Raw genomic sequence first — 20,269 nt, 5'->3', positions numbered from 1 at the left:
CCCGAAGTGCGGAGTAAGTGATGACCACCCCGAACGAAAAAGTCGTTGAAGCGCTGCGGGCCTCCCTCAAGGAAACCGAGCGGCTGCGCCGCCGGAACCAGGAGCTCACCGACGCCGCGCGCGAACCGATCGCGATCGTCGGCATGAGCTGCCGCTTCCCCGGCGGAGTCCGCTCACCCGAGGACCTGTGGAAGCTAGTCGAGAGCGGCGGCGACGCCATCTCCGGCTTCCCCGCCGACCGCGGCTGGGACATCGAGTCGCTGTACGACCCCGACCCCGACCACCCCGGAACCACGTACGCCCGCGACGGCGGATTCCTTTACGAGGCACCCGAGTTCGACCCCGCCTTCTTCGGCATCTCCCCGCGCGAAGCCCTCGCCATGGACCCGCAGCAGCGCCTGCTGCTGGAGACCACCTGGGAGGTCTTCGAACGGGCCGGGATCGACCCGGCGACCCTGCGCGGCAGCCGCGCCGGCGTCTTCGTCGGCGCGTCCGCCAACGCCTACGGGGCCGGCTCCTACGACCTGCCCGACGGAGTCGAGGGCCACCTCCTCACCGGCACCGCCTCCAGCGTGGTCTCCGGCCGCCTCGCCTACGTGTTCGGCCTCGAAGGCCCCGCCGCCACCATCGACACGGCCTGCTCGTCCTCGTCCGTCGCCCTGCACATGGCCGTCCAGGCCCTGCGCCAGGGGGAGTGCTCGCTGGCCCTGGCCGCGGGCGTCACCGTCCTCGCCGGCCCGGACGTCTTCGTCGAGTTCAGCCGCCAGCGCGGCCTGTCGGCCGACGGCCGCTGCAAGTCCTTCGCCGAAGCGGCCGACGGCACCGGCTGGTCGGAGGGCGTCGGCGTCCTGCTGGTGGAACGCCTCTCGGACGCCCGCCGCAACGGCCACCGCGTCCTGGCCGTCGTCCGCGGCTCCGCCGTCAACCAGGACGGCGCCAGCAACGGCCTGACCGCCCCCAACGGACCCGCCCAGCAGCGCGTCATCCGGCAGGCCCTCGAAGGCGCCCGCCTGACCGCCGCCGACGTCGACGCCGTCGAGGCCCACGGCACGGGCACGACCCTGGGCGACCCGATCGAGGCGCAGGCGCTGCTCGCCACGTACGGGCAGGACCGGCCGGCGGACCGGCCGCTGTGGCTGGGCTCCCTCAAGTCGAACATCGGCCACACCCAGAACGCCGCCGGCGTCGCCGGGATAATCAAGATGGTCATGGCGATGCGGCACGGCGTACTGCCCAAGACCCTGCACGTGGACGAGCCCACCACGCACGTCGACTGGTCGGCCGGCGCGGTCTCCCTGCTCACCGAGCAGCGGGCCTGGCCGGAGACCGGGCGCCCGTACCGGGTCGGCGTCTCGGCGTTCGGCGTCAGTGGCACCAACGTCCACACGATCATCGAGCAGGCCCCCGAAACCGACCGTGCACCGGAGCGGCCCGACGGGGCCGCGCGGCCGAACCCGCCGGCCGTGCCGTGGCTCCTGTCGGCGAAGACCCGCGACGCCCTGCGCGAGCAGGCGGAGCGCCTCCTCGCGCACGCCGGGGAACTCCCCGCGCAGAGCCCCGTCGACACCGCCCGCTCGCTGGCCGTCGGCAGGGCCGCGTTCGAGGAGCGTGCGGCGGTGGTGGCCGCGGACCGTGAGGGTCTGCTGGCGGGCCTGGCCGCGCTGGTGGACGGCGACTCGGCGCCGGGAGTGGTCGAGGGTTCGCCCGTCGGTGGGAAGACGGCTTTCCTGTTCACGGGGCAGGGGAGCCAGCGGCTGGGCATGGGCCGTGAACTGTACGACGCCTACCCGGTGTTCGCGGCCGCCCTGGACGCGGTGTGCGAGCGCATGGAACTGCCGCTGATGGACGTGCTGTTCGGAGACGATGCCGAGCTTCTGGACCGGACGGAGTATGCGCAGCCGGCGTTGTTCGCCGTCGAGGTGGCGCTGTTCCGACTGCTCGAATCGTGGGGTGTGAAGCCGGACTTCCTGTCGGGGCATTCGATCGGTGAGGTCGCGGCCGCGCATGTGGCCGGGGTGTTGTCGCTGGAGGACGCGTGCACGTTGGTGGCTGCGCGTGGTCGGCTGATGCAGGCGTTGCCGTCCGGTGGTGTGATGGTCGCGGTGGAGGCGTCGGAGGACGAGGTCCTGCCGCTGCTGACGGACCGGGTGAGTATCGCTGCGGTCAACGGCCCTCGGTCGGTGGTGATCGCGGGTGATGAGGACGCGGTGACCGCGGTCGCGGAGTCCTTCCCCGGCCGCAAGACCAAGCGGCTGACGGTCAGTCACGCGTTCCATTCGCCGCACATGGACGGCATGCTGGACGACTTCCGTCAGGTGGTGGAGGGGTTGTCCTTCGCCGTGCCGGTGATCCCGGTGGTGTCGAACCTGACCGGTGGCCTGGTGTCGGACGAGATGGGTTCGGCGGAGTTCTGGGTCCGGCACGTCCGCGAGGCGGTCCGGTTCCTGGATGGTGTCCGTGTTCTGGAGGCGGCCGGAGTCAGTGCGTTCGTCGAGCTGGGTTCGGACGGGGTACTGTCCGCGCTGGCTCAGGGCTGTGTCGCGCAGGACGGCGCCGTGTTCGTGCCGTTGCTCCGCAAGGGGCGTCCTGAGGCGGAGGCGGTCGTCGCCGCGCTCGCGCGGGCTCATGTGCACGGTGTCCGTGTCGACTGGCAGGGATTCTTCGCGGGGACCGGCGCCCGCCGCGTCGACCTGCCCACCTACCCCTTCCAACGGCAGCGCTACTGGATCGGCCCGGGAGCCCGGACCGGCGACGTGGGCGCGGCGGGACTCGACGAGGCAGCGCACCCCCTGCTCGGCGCGGCCGTCGCCCTCGCCGACTCCGAGGGCTTCCTCTTCACCGGCCTGCTGTCACCCACCACCCACCCCTGGCTCGCCGACCACAAGGTCATGGACAGCGTCCTGCTCCCCGGCACGGCCTTCGTGGACCTGGCGGTACGGGCCGGTGACCAGGTCGGCTGCGACGTCGTCGAGGAACTGACGCTCGAAGCACCGCTCGTCCTGCCCGAACGGGGCGGCGTACAGCTACAGATGCACGTGAGCGCACCCGACGCCGACGGTTCGGGCCGGCGCGCCTTCACCCTCTCCTCCCGCCCGAAGGACAGCACGGCCGACGAGCCCTGGACCCGCCACGCCGCCGGCGTACTGACCCACGGACCCGCCGTCCCGGCCGCGCAGCGGTTCACGTCCGGGCAGTGGCCCCCGGCGGGTGCCGAGCCCCTCGCCACCGACAGCCTCTACGCCGACCTCGCCGAAGTCGGCATGGGCTACGGACCGGCGTTCCGCGGCCTCACCGCCGCCTGGCGGCACGGCGACAGCGTGTACGCCGAGGTGGGGCTCCCCGAGGAATTCGCCGCCGCCGCAGGTGACTTCGGCCTCCACCCCGCCCTCCTGGACGCCGCCCTCCACACGCTGGGCCTCGGCGTCCTGGGCGGCACCGAGGGCGAGGGCCGGCTCCCGTTCGCCTGGAGCGGAGTGACCCTCCACGCCGCCGGGGCCGACGCCCTGCGCGTGCACCTGACCCCGAAGGGAACCGGCGGCGTACGCCTGGAGATCGCGGACGCGACGGGCGCGCCCGTCGCGACCGTCGACTCGCTCGTCCTGCGGACCGTGTCCGCCGAACAGGTCCAGGCGGCACGCACCGCCCACCACGAGTCGGTGTTCCGGACCGAGTGGACGGCACTGCCCGCCCCCGCCGGTCCCGGCACGGCGTCCGGCGGCGACCACTGGGCGGTCCTCGGGACGCGGGTTCCGGCCGCCCTCCTCACCGGCACCGGCACCGGCACCGGCACCGGCACCGGCACCGGCACCGGCACCGGCACCGGCACCGGCACCGGCGTAGGCACGGAGAACATCGCCGTATACGCCGACCTGGCCGGGCTCGCGGCGGCGGTCGACGCCGGAGCGCCCGTGCCCGACGCCGTGTTCGCGGCCTACGGCCAGGCCGCCACCCCCGAGGACGGCCCGGCCCCGGAACTGTCCGCCGAGGCGGTCCACCGGGCTGCCCACCACGCCCTCGCCCTCGCCAGGACCTGGCTGGGCGAAGCACCCTTCACCGGCGACGACCGCTTCGCCACCACCCGCCTGGTCGTCCTGACCCGCGGCGCCGTCGAGGCCGGCGACACCGGTACGGCCGCCGACACGCTCACCGACCCGGCCCACGCGGCCGTCCGCGGCCTGCTGCGCTCCGCGCAGGCCGAGCACCCCGACCGGCTGCTGCTCCTCGACACCGACGGCGCCGAGGACTCCGTACGCGCCCTGCCCGCCGCCCTCGCCACGGCCGTCGCGGCGGGCGAGCCGCAGCTCGCCGTACGTGCCGGAACCGTCCACGTGCCGCGCCTCACCCGCGTGGCCCGGGACAGCACCGACGCCCCGGCCCCGGCCGGACCGGCGTACGCGCCCGGGTCGACCGTGCTGATCACCGGCGCCGGCGGCCTCCTCGGCGGTCTGATCGCCCGCCGTCTCGTCGCCGAGCACGGCGTACGCCACCTGCTGCTCGTCGGCCGCCGCGGCGGATCCTCCCCCGGCGCACAGCGGCTCGAAGCCGAACTCGCCGCCGCGGGAGCCTCGGTGACCTGGGCCGCGTGCGACGTCGCCGACCGTGACGCGCTGGCCGCCGTACTGGACGCGGTACCCGCCGCGCACCCGCTCGGCGCTGTCGTCCACACCGCCGGAGTCCTCGACGACGGCGTGATCACCTCGCTCACCCCCGAACGCCTGTCGGCCGTACTGCGCCCCAAGGCCGACGCGGCCTGCCACCTCCACGAGCTGACCCGGCACCTCGACCTCTCCGCGTTCCTGCTGTTCTCGTCCGTCGGCGGCCTCCTCGGCGGCGCCGGACAGGGCAACTACGCCGCGGCCAACGTGTTCCTCGACGCGCTCGCCCAGCACCGCCGCTCCCTCGGACTCCCCGCCACCTCCCTGGCCTGGACCCTGTGGGCCGACGGCGCGGGCATGGCAGGCAGCCTCACCGACACCGACATCAGCCGCATGACCCGCGGCGGACTGCCCCCGCTCACCTCCGAAGAGGGCCTCGGCCTCTTCGACCTCGTCCACCGCATCGACGAGACCGTCCCCGCCCTGATGCGCGTCGACCTCGCGGGCCTGCGCACGCAGGCCCGGGCCGGCACCCTTTCCCCGCTGCTCCGCGGGCTCGTACGTGTTCCCGCCCGCCGGTCCGCGGGCGGCACGGCCGCCGCTACGGGCGCGTCCGGGCTGCGGCAGCGCCTGGCCGGCCTCCCGTCCGCCGAACAGGACCGCACGCTGCTCGACCTGGTCCGCAAGCAGGTCGCGGCCGCGCTCGGCTACCCGGGCGCCGCCTCCGTCGAACCGGGCCGCTCCTTCAAGGAGCTGGGCTTCGACTCGCTCACCGCCGTCGAACTGCGCAACCTGCTCGGCGACGCCACCGGCCGCCGCCTGCCGGCCACCCTCGTCTTCGACTACCCGACGGCGACCGCCCTGGCCCAGTACCTGCGCCAGGAGATCGTCGGCGACCTCCCGGACGACACCGCCACCGGCACGGACGTGGCGGCGGGCGCCGCCAGCGGACCCGCCGAGGACGACGACCCGATCGCCATCGTCGCGATGAGCTGCCGCTTCCCCGGCGGCATCACCTCCCCCGAAGACCTGTGGCAGCTGCTCGCCGAGGGCCGCGACGGCATCACCGCCTTCCCCGCCGACCGCGGCTGGGACCTCGACACCCTGTACAGCGACGACCCCGACCGCGAGGGCACCAGCTACCTCCGCGAGGGCGGCTTCCTGCACGAGGCGGCCGACTTCGACGCCGCGTTCTTCGGGATCTCCCCGCGCGAAGCCCTCGCCATGGACCCCCAGCAGCGGCTGCTGCTGGAAACGGCCTGGGAGACGTTCGAGCGCGCCGGCATCGACCCGACCGCCCTCGGCGGCAGCCGCACCGGCGTGTTCGTCGGCTCCAACGCCCAGGACTACCTCCAGCTGTGGCTGGACGACGTCGACGGCCTCGAAGGCCACCTCGGCACCGGCAACGCGGCCAGCGTCGTCTCCGGCCGCCTCTCCTACACGTTCGGCCTGGAGGGGCCCGCGGTCACCCTCGACACGGCCTGCTCCTCCTCGCTCGTCGCCCTGCACCTCGCCGCCCAGGCCCTGCGCCGGGGGGAATGCGCGATGGCGCTCGCGGGCGCGGTGACCATCATGTCCACGCCCGGCGCGTTCACCGAGTTCAGCCGCCAGCGCGGCCTCGCGGAGAACGGCCGCATCAAGGCCTTCGCCGCGGCCGCCGACGGCACCGTCTGGTCCGAAGGCGTCGGCCTGCTGCTCCTGGAGCGGCTGTCCGACGCCCGCCGCAACGGACACCCGGTCCTCGCGGTCGTCCGGGGCACGGCCGTCAACCAGGACGGCGCCAGCAACGGCCTCACCGCCCCCAACGGCCCCTCACAGCAGCGCGTCATCCGCGAGGCCCTCGCCGACGCCGGGCTCAGCGCAGGGGACGTCGACGCCGTGGAGGCGCACGGCACGGGCACCCGGCTCGGGGACCCGATCGAGGCCCAGGCCCTGCTGGCCACGTACGGCCAGGGCCGCCCCGAGGACCGTCCGCTGCTGCTCGGCTCCGTCAAGTCGAACATCGGGCACACGCAGGCCGTCGCCGGTGTCGCCGGCGTCGTCAAGATGGTCATGGCGATGCGGCACGGGGTGCTCCCGCAGACCCTGCACGTCGACGAGCCGACCCCCTTCGTGGACTGGTCGGCCGGCGACATCGAGCTCCTGACCGAGCGGCGCCAGTGGCCCGAGACCGGCCGTCCCCGCCGGGCCGGCGTCTCCTCGTTCGGCTACAGCGGCACCAACGCCCACGCCGTCCTCGAACAGGCACCGCAGCACACGGACACCACGCCGCAGGCCCCGTCGGGAGCTGGTCTCCCGGTGCTGCCGTGGCTCGTCTCCGGCCGCACCGAGGCCGCCCTGCGGGCCCAGGCGGACCGACTGCGCCCGACCGCGGCCGACGCGGTGGCCGTACCCGGAGGGCGCGGAGCACTCGACCTCGGCCACACCCTCGCCACGCACCGCGCCGCCCTCGAACACCGCGCGGTGGTGATCGGTGAACCGACGGACGGCGAAACCCTCGTCGCCCGCCTGGCGGCCCTCGCCGCCGGAGAGCGGGTACCGGGGCTGCTCCAGGGCACGGTGACCGCGGGCGGGCTCGCCTTCCTCTTCACCGGCCAGGGCAGCCAGCGCCTGGGCGCGGGGCGCGAACTGTACGCCGCGTACCCGGTGTTCGCGGATGCCCTGGACGCGGTCTGCGAACGCTTCCAAGGCCTCGAACTGCCGCTGAAGGACGTGCTGTTCGGCGCGGACGCCGGTCTGCTGGACCGGACGGAGTACGCGCAGCCCGCGCTGTTCGCCGTGGAGGTGGCCCTGTTCCGACTCCTCGAATCGTGGGGTGTGCGACCGGACTTCCTGTCGGGGCATTCGATCGGTGAGATCGTCGCCGCGCACGTGGCCGGGGTGTTCTCGCTGGACGACGCGTGCACGCTGGTCGCGGCGCGCGGCCGGCTGATGCAGGCGCTGCCGTCCGGTGGCGCGATGATCGCGGTGCAGGCTTCGGAGGACGAGGTCCTGCCGCTGCTGACCGACCGGGTGAGCATCGCCGCCGTCAACGGACCGCTGTCGGTCGTGATCGCCGGTGACGAGGACGCTGCGGCCGCGATCGCCACGACCTTCGAGGCGCAGGGCCGCAAGACCAAGCGGCTGACCGTCAGCCACGCCTTCCACTCCCCGCACATGGACGGCATGCTCGACGACTTCCGCCGGGTGGTGGAAGGCCTGTCCTTCGCCGCGCCGCGCATCCAGGTCGTCTCGAACCTCACCGGCACCGCCGTCACCGACGAGATGGGTTCGGCGGAGTTCTGGGTCCGGCACGTCCGGGAAGCGGTCCGCTTCCTGGACGGTGTGCGCGCCCTGGAGACGGCCGGTGTGACCACGTTCGTGGAACTGGGCCCGGACGGGGTGCTGTCCGCACTGGCCCAGGACTGCGTGTCGGGTGACGTGGATGCCGCGTTCGTACCGGTGCTGCGTGCCGGGCGCGATGAGGCGGAGACGGTCGTCACCGCTCTGGCCCTCGCCCACGTACGCGGTGTGGATGTGAACTGGCCCGCTCTCTACGCCGGTTCGGGTGCACGCCGGGTGGAACTGCCGACGTACGCCTTTCAGCGGCAGCGCTACTGGCCGGAGACGATCCGGTCGGACGGCAGCCCCGTAGCCGCCCCGGCGGCCGACGTGGCGGACGCCCGGTTCTGGGAAGCGGTGGAGCGCGGCGACCTCACGTCCCTGGCGACCGAACTGGAGGTGGCCGACGACGCCCGCTTCAGCGAGCTCGTCCCCGCCCTGTCGGCATGGCGCCGGCAGAGCCAGGAGCAGTCGGAGGTCGACGGCTGGCGCTACCGGGTGTCCTGGAAGCCGCTCACGGATGTCACTTCCTCGGGTGCGCGACTGTCCGGGGCGTGGCTGGTCGTGTCCCCGGCCGGGGTGGACGACGTGGCCGTTGTGGACGCCCTGGCCGGCTGTGGTGCCGAGGTTCGGCGGGTGGTGGTCGAGCCGGGTACGGATCGTGCCGGGCTGGCCGAGCTGCTGGTGGCTGCCGGTACGGTGGCGGGTGTGGTGTCGCTGCTGGCCTTGGACGAGTCCGCTGGGGTTGTGGCGTCGGCTGGTCTGGTGCAGGCGTTGGGTGATGCCGGGGTGGAGGCGCCGTTGTGGTGCCTGACGCGTGGTGCGGTGAGTGTGGGCCGGTCGGATCGTCTGGTGTCTGCGGTGCAGGCTCAGGTGTGGGGGCTGGGTCGGGTGGTGGCTCTGGAGGCGCCTGGGCGTTGGGGTGGTCTGGTCGATCTTCCCGAGGTGTGGGACGGGCGTGCCATGGGCCGTCTGGTCGGGGTCCTGTCCGGCGGTTCTGGTGAGGATCAGGTCGCAGTTCGTTCCTCCGGGGTCTTTGGGCGTCGTCTGGTTCGTGCGGTCGGGGCCTCCGGCTCCTGGGTGCCGTCGGGGACGGTGCTGGTGACCGGTGGTACGGGTGCGCTGGGTGGTCGGGTGGCCCGTTGGCTGGTCGGAGCGGGTGCCGAGCGGCTGGTGCTGACCAGCCGCCGGGGCGCGGAGGCTCCTGGTGCTGCCGAGCTGGTCACGGAACTGGCCGGGCAGGGTGTGGACGTGTCGGTGGCCGCTTGCGATGTCTCCGACCGTGATGCCCTGCGGACGCTGCTGGCCGCCGAAGCCACCGGGCTCACGGCGGTCGTGCACACGGCCGGTGTGCTGGACGACGGAATCCTCGACGCCCTGACACCCGAACGCTTCGAGAGCGTGCTCCGCGCCAAGGCGACCGCCGCCCTGCACCTGCACGAGCTCACGGCCGAACTCGGCATCGACCTCTCGGCGTTCGTACTGTTCTCCTCGGTGAGCGGCACGATCGGCGCGGCCGGACAGGCCAACTACGCCGCCGCCAACGCCTACCTGGACGCCCTGGCCGAGCAGCGGCGTGCCGCCGGACTGGCCGCGACCTCCCTCGCATGGGGTCCCTGGGCCGAAGGCGGCATGGCCGCCGACGAGGCACTGGACGCCCGCATGCGCCGGGGCGGCGTACCGCCCATGAACGCCGAGCTCGCCATCACGGCCCTCCGCCAGGCCATCGGCTCGGACGAAGCGGCCCTGACCGTCGCGGACTTCGACTGGGCGAGGTTCGTCCCCGGGTTCACGGCGGTCCGCACCGGAAAACTCCTCACCGAACTGCCGGAGGCCGAGGCCGCCACCCGCGGTGCGGAGCCCACGGGCGACCGTACCGACCGGGCCGGCTCGTCACTCGTCGCCCACCTGCGGGGCCTCTCCGCCGGCGACCGCGACCCGTTCCTCCTCGACCTCGTGCGCACGCACGTCGCCGAAGTCCTGGGGCACTCCGGCGCCCGGGACATCGAGGCGGGACGCGCCTTCCGCGAGATCGGCTTCGATTCGCTGACCGCGGTCGAACTCCGCAACCGGCTCGGCGCCGCCACGGAGCTGCGCCTCCCGGCCACGCTCGTCTACGACTACCCGACACCGGCCGCGCTCGCGGCCCACCTGAATTCGGAACTCCTCGGCACACAGCTCGCGGTGACCGGCCCGGCCACCACGACGGCGGCGGAGGACGACGACCCGATCGCGATCGTCGCGATGAGCTGCCGCTTCCCCGGCGGAGTCCGTACCCCGGAAGACCTCTGGCAGCTCCTTGCCTCGGGCACCGACGCGATCTCGGACCTCCCCCTGGACCGCGGCTGGGACCTCGACGCCCTGTACGACGCCGACCCGGGCGCGCAGGGCACCTCGTACGCCCGCGAAGGCGGCTTCGTCTACGACGCCGCCGACTTCGACGCGGACTTCTTCGGGATCTCGCCGCGCGAGGCCCTCGCCATGGACCCGCAGCAGCGGCTGCTGCTGGAAACCTCGTGGGAGGCCTTCGAGCGGGCCGGGATCGACCCGGCGACGCTGCGCGGGAGCCAGGCCGGTGTCTTCGTCGGAACCAACGGCCAGGACTACCTCTCCGTGCTCCTGGAGGAACCGGCGGGCCTCGAAGGACACTTGGGGACGGGAAACGCCGCCAGCGTCGTGTCCGGCCGGCTGTCCTACGTGTTCGGACTCGAAGGCCCGGCGGTCACCATCGACACCGCCTGCTCGTCTTCACTGGTAGCCCTGCACTGGGCGGTCCAGGCGCTCCGCAACGGCGAGTGCTCGATCGCCCTGGCAGGCGGCGTCACCGTCATGTCGACGCCCGGCACGTTCATCGAGTTCAGCCGCCAGCGCGGGCTGGCGGAGGACGGCCGCATCAAGGCGTTCGCCGCGGGTGCCGACGGTACCGGCTGGGGTGAGGGTGTCGGCATGCTGCTCGTGGAGCGGCTGTCGGACGCCCGCCGCAACGGGCACCCGGTCCTGGCGGTGGTACGGGGTTCGGCGGTCAACCAGGACGGTGCGAGCAACGGGCTCACCGCCCCCAACGGGCCCTCGCAGCAACGCGTGATCCGAGCCGCCCTCGCGAGCGCCGGACTGTCGGCCGCCGACGTCGACGCGGTCGAAGCCCACGGCACGGGCACCACCCTCGGCGACCCGATCGAGGCACAGGCGCTGCTGGCCACGTACGGCCAGGACCGGTCGGCCGATCAGCCGCTGCTGCTGGGCTCGATCAAGTCGAACATCGGTCACACCCAGGCCGCGGCCGGTGTCGCCGGCGTGATCAAGATGGTGCTGGCCATGCAGCACGGAGTCCTGCCGCAGAGCCTCCACATCGACGAGCCCTCGCCGCGCGTGGAGTGGGAGGCGGGCGAGATCACCCTGCTGACCGAGCAGCGGGAATGGCCCGTAACGGGCCGCCCGCGCCGCGCCGGTGTCTCCTCGTTCGGGTTCAGCGGCACCAACGCCCACACGATCATCGAGCAGGCCCCCGCGCAGGCGGAGGCCGGCCGGGACGACGCCGGATCCGTGGATCCGGGCCCCCTCGACCTGCCCCTGCCCGTCGTGATCTCGGCGAAGAGCGACGCCGGGCTCCGGGCCCAGGCCGCCGGCCTGCGCGCACGGCTCCTCGCGGACCCCGAACTCCGACCGTCTGACGTCGGCAGGACCCTGGCGACCGGCCGTTCCACGTTCGAGGAGCGTGCGGCGGTGGTGGCCGCGGACCGTGAGGGTCTCCTGGCGGGCCTGGCCGCGCTGGCGGACGGCGACTCGGCGCCGGGAGTGGTCGAGGGTTCGCCCGTCGGTGGGAAGACGGCTTTCCTGTTCACGGGGCAGGGGAGTCAGCGGCTGGGGATGGGGCGTGAACTGTACGACGCCTACCCGGTGTTCGCCGACGCGCTGGACGCCGTCTGCGCTCGACTCGACCTCGAAATTCCCCTGAAGGACGTCCTGTTCGGATCGGACGCGGCTCTGCTAGACGAGACGCGGTTCACCCAGCCGGCCCTGTTCGCCGTCGAGGTGGCGTTGTACCGGCTCCTGGAGGGCTGGGGTGTGCGGCCGGACTTCCTGTCCGGGCACTCGATCGGCGAGATCGCCGCCGCGCATGTCGGCGGGGTACTGACCCTGGACGATGCGTGCACGCTCGTCGCGGCCCGCGGTCGGCTGATGCAGGCGCTGCCGGTGGGCGGTGTGATGGTCGCGGTGGAGGCTTCGGAGGACGAGGTCCTGCCGTTGCTGACCGACCGGGTGAGCATCGCGGCGATCAACGGACCGCGGTCGGTGGTGATCGCCGGTGACGAGGACGCGGTGACCGCGGTCGCGGGAGCGTTCGTGGACCGTAAGAGCAAGCGGCTGACCGTGAGCCACGCGTTCCATTCGCCGCACATGGACGGGATGCTGGACGACTTCCGTCAGGTGGTGGAGGGGCTGTCCTTCGCGGCCCCGGCCGTTCCGGTCGTGTCGAACCTGACCGGTGCGCTCGTCTCCGACGAGATGGGGTCGGCGGAGTTCTGGGTCCGGCACGTCCGTGAAGCTGTCCGCTTCCTTGACGGTGTGCGGGCCCTGGAGGCCGCTGGAGTGACGACGTACGTCGAACTCGGCCCCGACGGCGTCCTCTCGGCTCTCGGCCAGGCATGCGTCGGCGAAGAAGCGGCCGCATTCGTGCCCGCCATCCGGAAGGGCCGCGCCGAGACCGAAACGGTCATGGCCGCGCTGGCCCAGAGTCATGTCCGCGGGATCTCCGTCGACTGGCAGTCGCTCTACGGAACGGGCCCTGTACGGGTCGACCTGCCCACGTACCCCTTCCAGCGCCGGCGCTACTGGCCGGAAGCCGTGCTCGCCCGACGCGGCGGGGACCCGGTCGTGCAGCCGGAGTCCGACGGCTGGCGCTACCGGGTGTCGTGGAAGCCGTTGACGGACGCGGTCGCGGTCGCGTCCGGTGTGCGGCTGTCGGGGGAGTGGCTGCTCGTGGTCCCCGCCGCCGGTGTGGATGACACGGCTGTGGTGGAGGCGCTGACGGGCCGTGGTGCCGGGGTTCGGCGGGTGGTGGTCGAGCCGGGTACGGACCGTGCCGGGCTGGCCGAGCTGCTGTCCGACACCCGAGCCGCCGCGGGTGTGGTCTCTCTCCTTGCGCTGGACGAGTCCGCTGGGGTCGTGGCGACGGCTGGTCTGGTGCAGGCGTTGGGTGATGCCGGGGTGGAGGCGCCGTTGTGGTGCCTGACCCGTGGTGCGGTGAGTGTGGGCCGGTCCGACCGTCTGGTGTCTGCGGTGCAGGCTCAGGTGTGGGGGCTGGGCCGGGTTGCGGCCCTGGAGGCGCCTGGGCGGTGGGGTGGTCTGGTCGATCTTCCCGAGGTGTGGGATGAGCGGGCCATGGGCCGTCTTGTTGGGGTCCTGGCCGGTGGTTCCGGTGAGGATCAGGTCGCGGTTCGTTCCTCCGGTGTGTTCGGGCGTCGTCTGGTTCGTGCTGCCGGGGGTGGCTCGGGTTCCTGGGTGCCGTCCGGGACCGTGCTGGTGACCGGTGGTACGGGTGCGCTGGGTGGGCGGGTCGCGCGTTGGCTGGCCGGGGCTGGGGCCGAGCGGCTGGTGCTGACCAGCCGCCGGGGCGCTGATGCTCCTGGTGCTGCCGAGCTGGTCGCGGAACTGTCGGAGCTCGGCGTGGAGGTGTCGGTCGTCGCCTGTGACGCCGCCGACCGTGATGCCCTGCGGGCGCTGCTCGCGGCCGAAGCCACCGGGCTCACGGCGGTCGTGCACACGGCTGGCGTGCTGGACGACGGCGTCCTCGACGCGCTGACGCCGGAGCGGTTCGAGAGCGTGCTGCGTGCGAAGGCGACGTCCGCTCTCAATTTGCACGAGCTGACCGTTGAGCTGGGTATCGAGCTCTCCGCGTTCGTGCTCTTCTCGTCCGTCACCGGCACGTGGGGCACGGCCGGACAGGCCAACTATGCAGCCGCCAATGCTTACTTGGACGCCCTGGCCGAGCAGCGGCGTGCCGCCGGACTGGCCGCGACCTCCCTTGCATGGGGTCCGTGGGCTGAAGGCGGCATGGCCGCCGACGGTGCGCTGGACGCCCGCATGCGCAAGGGCGGCGTGCCGCCCATGGCCGCGGAGCCGGCGATCGCCGCCCTCCACCGGGCCCTCGGAGCGGACGACACCGTCGTCACCGTCGTGGACGTGGACTGGAACCGGTTCGCCCCCACCTTCACGGCCGTGCGCCCCAGCAGCCTCTTCGCCGAACTTCCCGAGGCTCGGAGCGCGCTCACCGCACACGCGGACGACGACGGCCGGGCCGACGGGCCCTCCGACGGCCGCCGCTCCCTCGCCCAGCGGCTGGCGGGCCTCTCCGCCGCCGAACGGGACCGGCTGCTGCTCGACCTCGTGCGCAAGGAGGTCGCAGCGGTCCTCGGCCACACCGGAGCGGAGAGCGTCGGCGCGGGAAGGGCGTTCAAGGAGCTCGGCTTCGACTCGCTCACGGCGATCGAGCTGCGCAACCGTCTCGGCGCCGCCACCGGGCTGAGCCTTCCGGCGACACTGATCTACGACTACCCGACGTCCGCCGACCTGGCGGACCACCTGAGGGGCGAACTGCTCGGCACGGAAACCGCGGATGCCACCGCCGCCCCGGCGGCGGCCAGGACGGCCGACGACGATCCGATCGCGATCGTCGCGATGAGCTGCCGCTTCCCCGGCGGAGTCCGTACCCCCGAGGACCTCTGGCAGCTGCTGGCCACCGGTGGCGACGCCATCGGTGAGTTCCCGGCCGACCGCGGCTGGGACGCCGAGGAACTGTTCGGACCGCAGTCCGAGCAGGACACCTCGTACGCCCGCGAAGGCGGATTCCTCTACGACGCCGCACAGTTCGACGCCGGCTTCTTCGGGATCTCGCCGCGTGAGGCCCTGGCCATGGACCCGCAGCAGCGGCTCCTCCTCGAAACGTCCTGGGAGGCGTTCGAGCGGGCCGGCATCGACCCCTCGTCGCTGCGCGGCAGCCAGGCCGGTGTCTTCGTCGGCACCAACGGCCAGGACTACCTCTCGCTCGTACTGAACTCCGCCGACGGCGGCGACGGCTTCATGAGCACCGGAAACTCCGCGAGCGTCGTCTCGGGCCGGCTTTCGTACGTCTTCGGGCTCGAAGGTCCGGCGGTCACGGTCGACACCGCCTGCTCGGCGTCGCTCGTGGCCCTGCACCTCGCGGTGCAGGCGCTCCGCAACGGCGAGTGCTCGATCGCCCTGGCGGGTGGCGTCACCGTGATGTCGACGCCGGGTGCGTTCGTCGAGTTCAGCCGTCAGGGCGGGCTCGCCGTGGACGGCCGTATCAAGGCGTTCGCCGCGGGTGCCGACGGTACGGGCTGGGGTGAGGGGGTCGGCATGCTGCTCGTGGAGCGGCTGTCGGACGCCCGTCGCAACGGGCATCCGGTGCTGGCGGTGGTGCGTGGTTCTGCGGTCAACCAGGACGGTGCGAGCAACGGCCTGACCGCCCCGAACGGGCCGTCGCAGCAGCGGGTCATCCGGGCCGCTCTCGCGAGTGCCGGGCTGTCGGCCGCCGAGGTGGACGCGGTGGAGGCGCACGGTACGGGCACCCGGCTCGGGGACCCGATCGAGGCGCAGGCGCTGCTGGCGACGTACGGGCAGGAGCGTTCTGCGGACCAGCCGCTGCTGCTGGGTTCGATCAAGTCGAACATCGGGCACACGCAGGCCGCTGCCGGTGTGGCCGGTGTGATCAAGATGGTCATGGCGATGCGCCACGGAGTGCTGCCGCAGACCCTGCACGTGGACGAGCCGACCCCGCACGTCGACTGGACGGCGGGCGACATCACCCTCCTGACGGAGGCCACGGTATGGCCGGAGACCGGCCGGCCGCGCCGGGCCGGCATCTCCTCGTTCGGTGTGAGCGGCACGAACGCGCACACCATCCTGGAGCAGGCACCGGTGGCGCGGCAGGCGACGGCACCCGACGCCGAGCAGCCGCAAGACGGCGACCTCGGCGCGTGGCCGTGGATCCTCTCGGGCAGGACGGAAGCCGCTCTGCGTGACCAGGCGGCCCGACTCCTCGCACACCTCGACGAAGACGGAGACGACGGTCTGCGGCCGGTGGATGTCGGCCACTCCCTCGCGACCGGTCGTGCGGTACTCGACCACCGGGCCGTGATCGTCGCCGGTGATCGGACGGAGTACCGCGGGGCGCTGGCCGCATTGGCGGCGGGTGAATCCGCAGCCCGTCTCACCCAGGGCGTCGCGAGCGGGGAACCGCAGGTGGCGTTCCTGTTCACCGGCCAGGGGAGCCAGCGGCCGGGCATGGGGCGCGAACTGTACGACGCGTTCCCGGTGTTCGCGCGGGCACTGGACGCCGTGTGCGAGAGCTTCGAACTTCCGTTGAAGGAGGTGCTGTTCGGCGCGGACGCCGGTCTGCTGGACCGGACGGAGTACGCGCAGCCCGCGCTGTTCGCCGTCGAGGTGGCGCTGTTCCGGCTGCTCGAATCGCGGGGTGTACGGCCGGACTTCCTGTCGGGGCATTCGGTCGGTGAGATCGCGGCCGCGCACGTGGCCGGGGTGTTCTCGCTGGACGATGCGTGCACGCTGGTCGCGGCCCGTGGTCGGCTGATGCAGGCGCTGCCGTCCGGTGGTGTGATGGTCGCGGTGGAGGCGTCGGAGGACGAGGTCCTGCCGCTGCTGACGGACCGGGTGAGTATCGCCGCGATCAATGGCCCGACGTCGGTGGTGATCGCGGGTGACGAGGACGCGGTGACCGCGGTCGCGGAGTCCTTCCCCGGCCGCAAGACGAAGCGGCTGACGGTCAGTCATGCGTTCCATTCCGCGCACATGGACGGGATGCTGGCCGACTTCCGGAAGGTGGCCGAGGGGCTCGCCTACGGGGCCCCGCGGATTCCGGTCGTGTCGAACCTGACCGGGGTCCTGGTCTCCGACGAGATGGGCTCGGCGGACTTCTGGGTCCGGCACGTCCGCGAGGCGGTCCGCTTCCTCGACGGGATCCGGGCCCTGGAGGCCGCCGGGGTGACGACGTACGTGGAACTCGGCCCCGACGGGGTTCTGTCCGCGCTCGCGCAGGACTGCGTCACCGGCGAAGGTGCCGCTTTCGTGCCCCTGCTCCGCAAGGGCCGTCCCGAGGCCGAGGTGCTGATCGCCGCGCTCGGCAGGGCGCACACGCAGGGCGTCGGCGTCGACTGGGCCGCGTACTTCGCCGGTACCGGCGCCCGGCGGGTCGACCTGCCGACGTACGCCTTCCAGCACGAGCGCTACTGGGTCGACTCCTTCGCCGCAGTCGAGGACGCCGCTTCGCTCGGCATCGAGGCCGCCGGTCACCCCCTGCTGGGTGCCGCGGTAGAACTCCCGGACACCGGAGGACTCCTCTTCACGGGCCGGATCTCCCGTCGTACGCACCCGTGGCTGACGGACCACGTCGTGGCCGACTCCGTGGTCGTGCCCGGTGCGGTCTTCGTCGAACTGGCCCTGCGGGCCGGGGACGAGGTCGGCTGCGGAACGGTGGACGAGCTGACCCTGGAGGCTCCGCTCGTGCTCCCCGAGGAAGGGGCGGTACAGCTCCGCGTCACCGTGGGCGGAGCCGACGCCGGACGCCGGACCGTACAGGTGCACAGCCGTCCGGAGGCTGCCGAAGCGGATGCGCCGAACGGCGGAGCCTGGTCCCGGCACGCCACCGGCTTCCTCACCGAAGCCGAAGCCGAAGCCGCCTCCGAAGCCGCCTCCGACTCCGAAGCCGCCTCCGCCTCCGCCGCCGAAGCCATCGGCGCCGGCGCCACCCCCTGGCCGCCCGCCGGAGCCGAAGAGGTCTCCGTGGAGGAGGTCCGCGACCGGCTCATGGCCGCGGGCCTCTACCACGGTCCGGCCCTGCGGACCCTGACGCGGGTCTGGGTCCGTGGCGAGGAGGTGTTCGCCCAGGCCCGCCTGTCCGACGAACTGCGCACCGCACGGGCGAACGGATACGCCCTCCACCCGGCCCTGCTGGACGCCGCGGTGCAGGCGCTGGCGGCGGCGGGCGGCAACGGCCGCGCCGCCGGGCGGGAAGCCCTCGCGTGGCGCCGCGTACGGCTGCACGCGGTCGGGGCTGACGCGCTGCGGCTGCGGATCACCGCCGACGGAGCGGACACCGTGTCCGTCGAACTGGCGGACGGGCAGGGCGCGCCCGTCGCGTCCGTCGCGTCCCTGGTGACGAGGGAGTGGGACACCGAGAAGTTCTCGGTGGCTCCTGAGGGGGTGCACGACTCGCTGTTCCGGCTCGACTGGGTGCGCACCGCGGTCCCGGCCCGGCCGGATGCCGCGAACCTCGTCGTCATCGGCGGAGCCATCGACGGCCATGCGCTCCTCACGGCGGCCCTGGGCCGCGTGGGGGTCCCGGTCACGGCGTACGACGACCTCGCGGCGCTGGACGCGGCCGTCACGGCCGGCCGGCAGCCGGTACCGGACACCGTGGTCGTGCCGTTCATGGCGGCCACGGGTACCACCACCGCGTACGGGGCCACTCGCCTCGCGCAGGAGACCCGCGAGGTGACGCACCGGGCGCTCGCGACCGTGCAGAGCTGGCTGGACGACGGCCGCTTCGCCGGTGCGCGCCTCGCCGTCGTCACCCGGGGCGCGGTGGCGGCCCACACGGACACCGAGCCGGCCGACCTCGTCCACACCCCCGTGTGGGGTCTGGTGCGGTCCGCGCAGACGGAGAACCCCGACCGGTTCGTCCTCGTCGACCTCGACGACACCGACGCCTCCGGACGGGCCCTCCCGCGCGCCCTCGCGTCCGCCGAACCCGAACTGGCCGTACGCGCAGGGGCGCTGTACGCACCCCGACTGGCGAGGGCGGCCGTCGCCGCTCCGGTGGCGGGCGCTGACACGAAGAGCCGGATCGACACGCGCGGAACGGTCCTGGTCACGGGGGCGGGCGGCGGCCTCGCCGGCCTCCTCACCCGTCACCTGGTCGCCGAACACGGCGTACGGCACCTGCTGCTCACCGGCCGCAGGGGAGCCGACACGGACGCGGCGGCCGAACTCACTGCGCAGTTGGTCGCGTTGGGCGCCGAGGTCACCTGGGCGGCCTGTGACGTCGCCGACCGGGACGCGCTGGCCGCGGTCCTGGAGTCCGTGCCCGCCGACCGCCCGCTGACGGCGGTCGTCCACACCGCGGCCGTGCTCGACGACGGTGTCGTGGACCTGCTCACCCCCGAGCGCGTCGACCGCGTGATGCGGCCCAAGGTCGAAGGGGCGCTCCATCTGCACGAGTTGACGCGTCACCTGGACCTGTCGGCGTTCGTCCTGTTCTCCGCCGCCGCCGGTGCCCTCGGTGGCGCCGGCCAGGCCAACTACGCGGCGGCGAACGTCTTCCTCGACGCACTCGCCCGGCACCGGCGGGCCGCGGGTCTCACCGCACTCTCCCTGGTGTGGGGCATGTGGGGCGAGGAACGCGGAATGGCGGGCCGGCTCACCGGGGCGGAGCGGGAACGCGCCGCGCGCGGCGGGGTCGCCCCCCTGTCGGCGGCGGACGGCCTGGCGCTGTTCGACCTGGCCCTCGCGGCGGAGGACGAGCCGGTCCTGCTGCCCGTCGCCGTCGACCTGCCGACCCTGCGGGCGCGGGCCGCGGACGGCGGACTCCTGCCCGTGTTCCGCGGACTGGTGCGCACGTCGGCGCAGCAGGGGCGGCGGACGGCGGCCACGGCGTCCGGCGCCGACCGCCCGGAGGACACGGCCACGGCCGGGCCCACCGGGGCGGGTCGGGTGACGCTGGCGCAGCGGCTCGCCGAACTGTCGGCCGCGGAGCGCGAGCGGACCGTACTGGACCTGGTGCGGGTCGAGGTGGCCGCCGTACTCGGCTACAAGTCGGCCGAACACATCGGTGAGGAGCAGGCGTTCAAGGAGCTGGGCTTCGACTCGCTGACCGCGGTCGAACTGCGCAACCGGCTCGGCGCGGCCGCCGGACTCCGACTGCCGGCCACGCTGGTCTACGACTACCCGACCCCGGCCGCCCTCGCCCGGCACCTGCTGAGCGAGGTGGCCCCGGACGGCGCCGCGGACCGCAAGCTGTCCGTACTGGAGGAACTCGACCGCCTCGAAAGCAGCTTCTCCTCGCTGGACCCGGCGGAGCTGTCCGCCGCGGCCGGCGACGACGCGGCGCACGCACGCGTCGCGGTGCGCCTCCAGACGCTGCTGGCCCAGTGGAACGAGGTCCGACAGCCGGACGGGGAAACCGCCGCCGACGAGATCGAGGACGCGAGCGACGACGAACTGTTCGCGCTCATCGACAAGAAGTTCGGCCAGGGCTGAACCCCACCCCCTAGGACCGCGAACCCCTAGGCCCCAAGGACCGTACCGCCGGAACCCGT

The 20,269-nt window shown here is 73.3% G+C and carries 1 protein-coding gene; it reads left to right on the top strand.

All coding sequences use genetic code 11. The features are described 5' to 3' along the window. Positions 1 to 20: 20 nt before the first annotated feature. Positions 21 to 20,210 carry a type I polyketide synthase gene (locus ABZZ17_RS13965; RefSeq protein WP_356875500.1) on the top strand — a complete coding sequence of 6,730 codons (20,190 nt, stop codon included), beginning with the start codon at positions 21 to 23 and terminating at the stop codon, positions 20,208 to 20,210. The last annotated feature ends 59 nt before the right edge of the window (positions 20,211 to 20,269 follow it).

The organism is Streptomyces sp. NPDC006512 (assembly GCF_040611935.1).
Lineage (GTDB): Bacteria > Actinomycetota > Actinomycetes > Streptomycetales > Streptomycetaceae > Streptomyces.
Note: the sequence above shows the minus strand (reverse complement) of the source record. Positions and strands in the feature narration are given on the sequence as shown.

Coding starts and splice junctions, on each gene's coding strand:
- ABZZ17_RS13965 (WP_356875500.1), top strand. CDS start 21: ATGACCACCCCGAACGAAAAAGTCGTTGAAGCGCTGCGGGCCTCCCTC.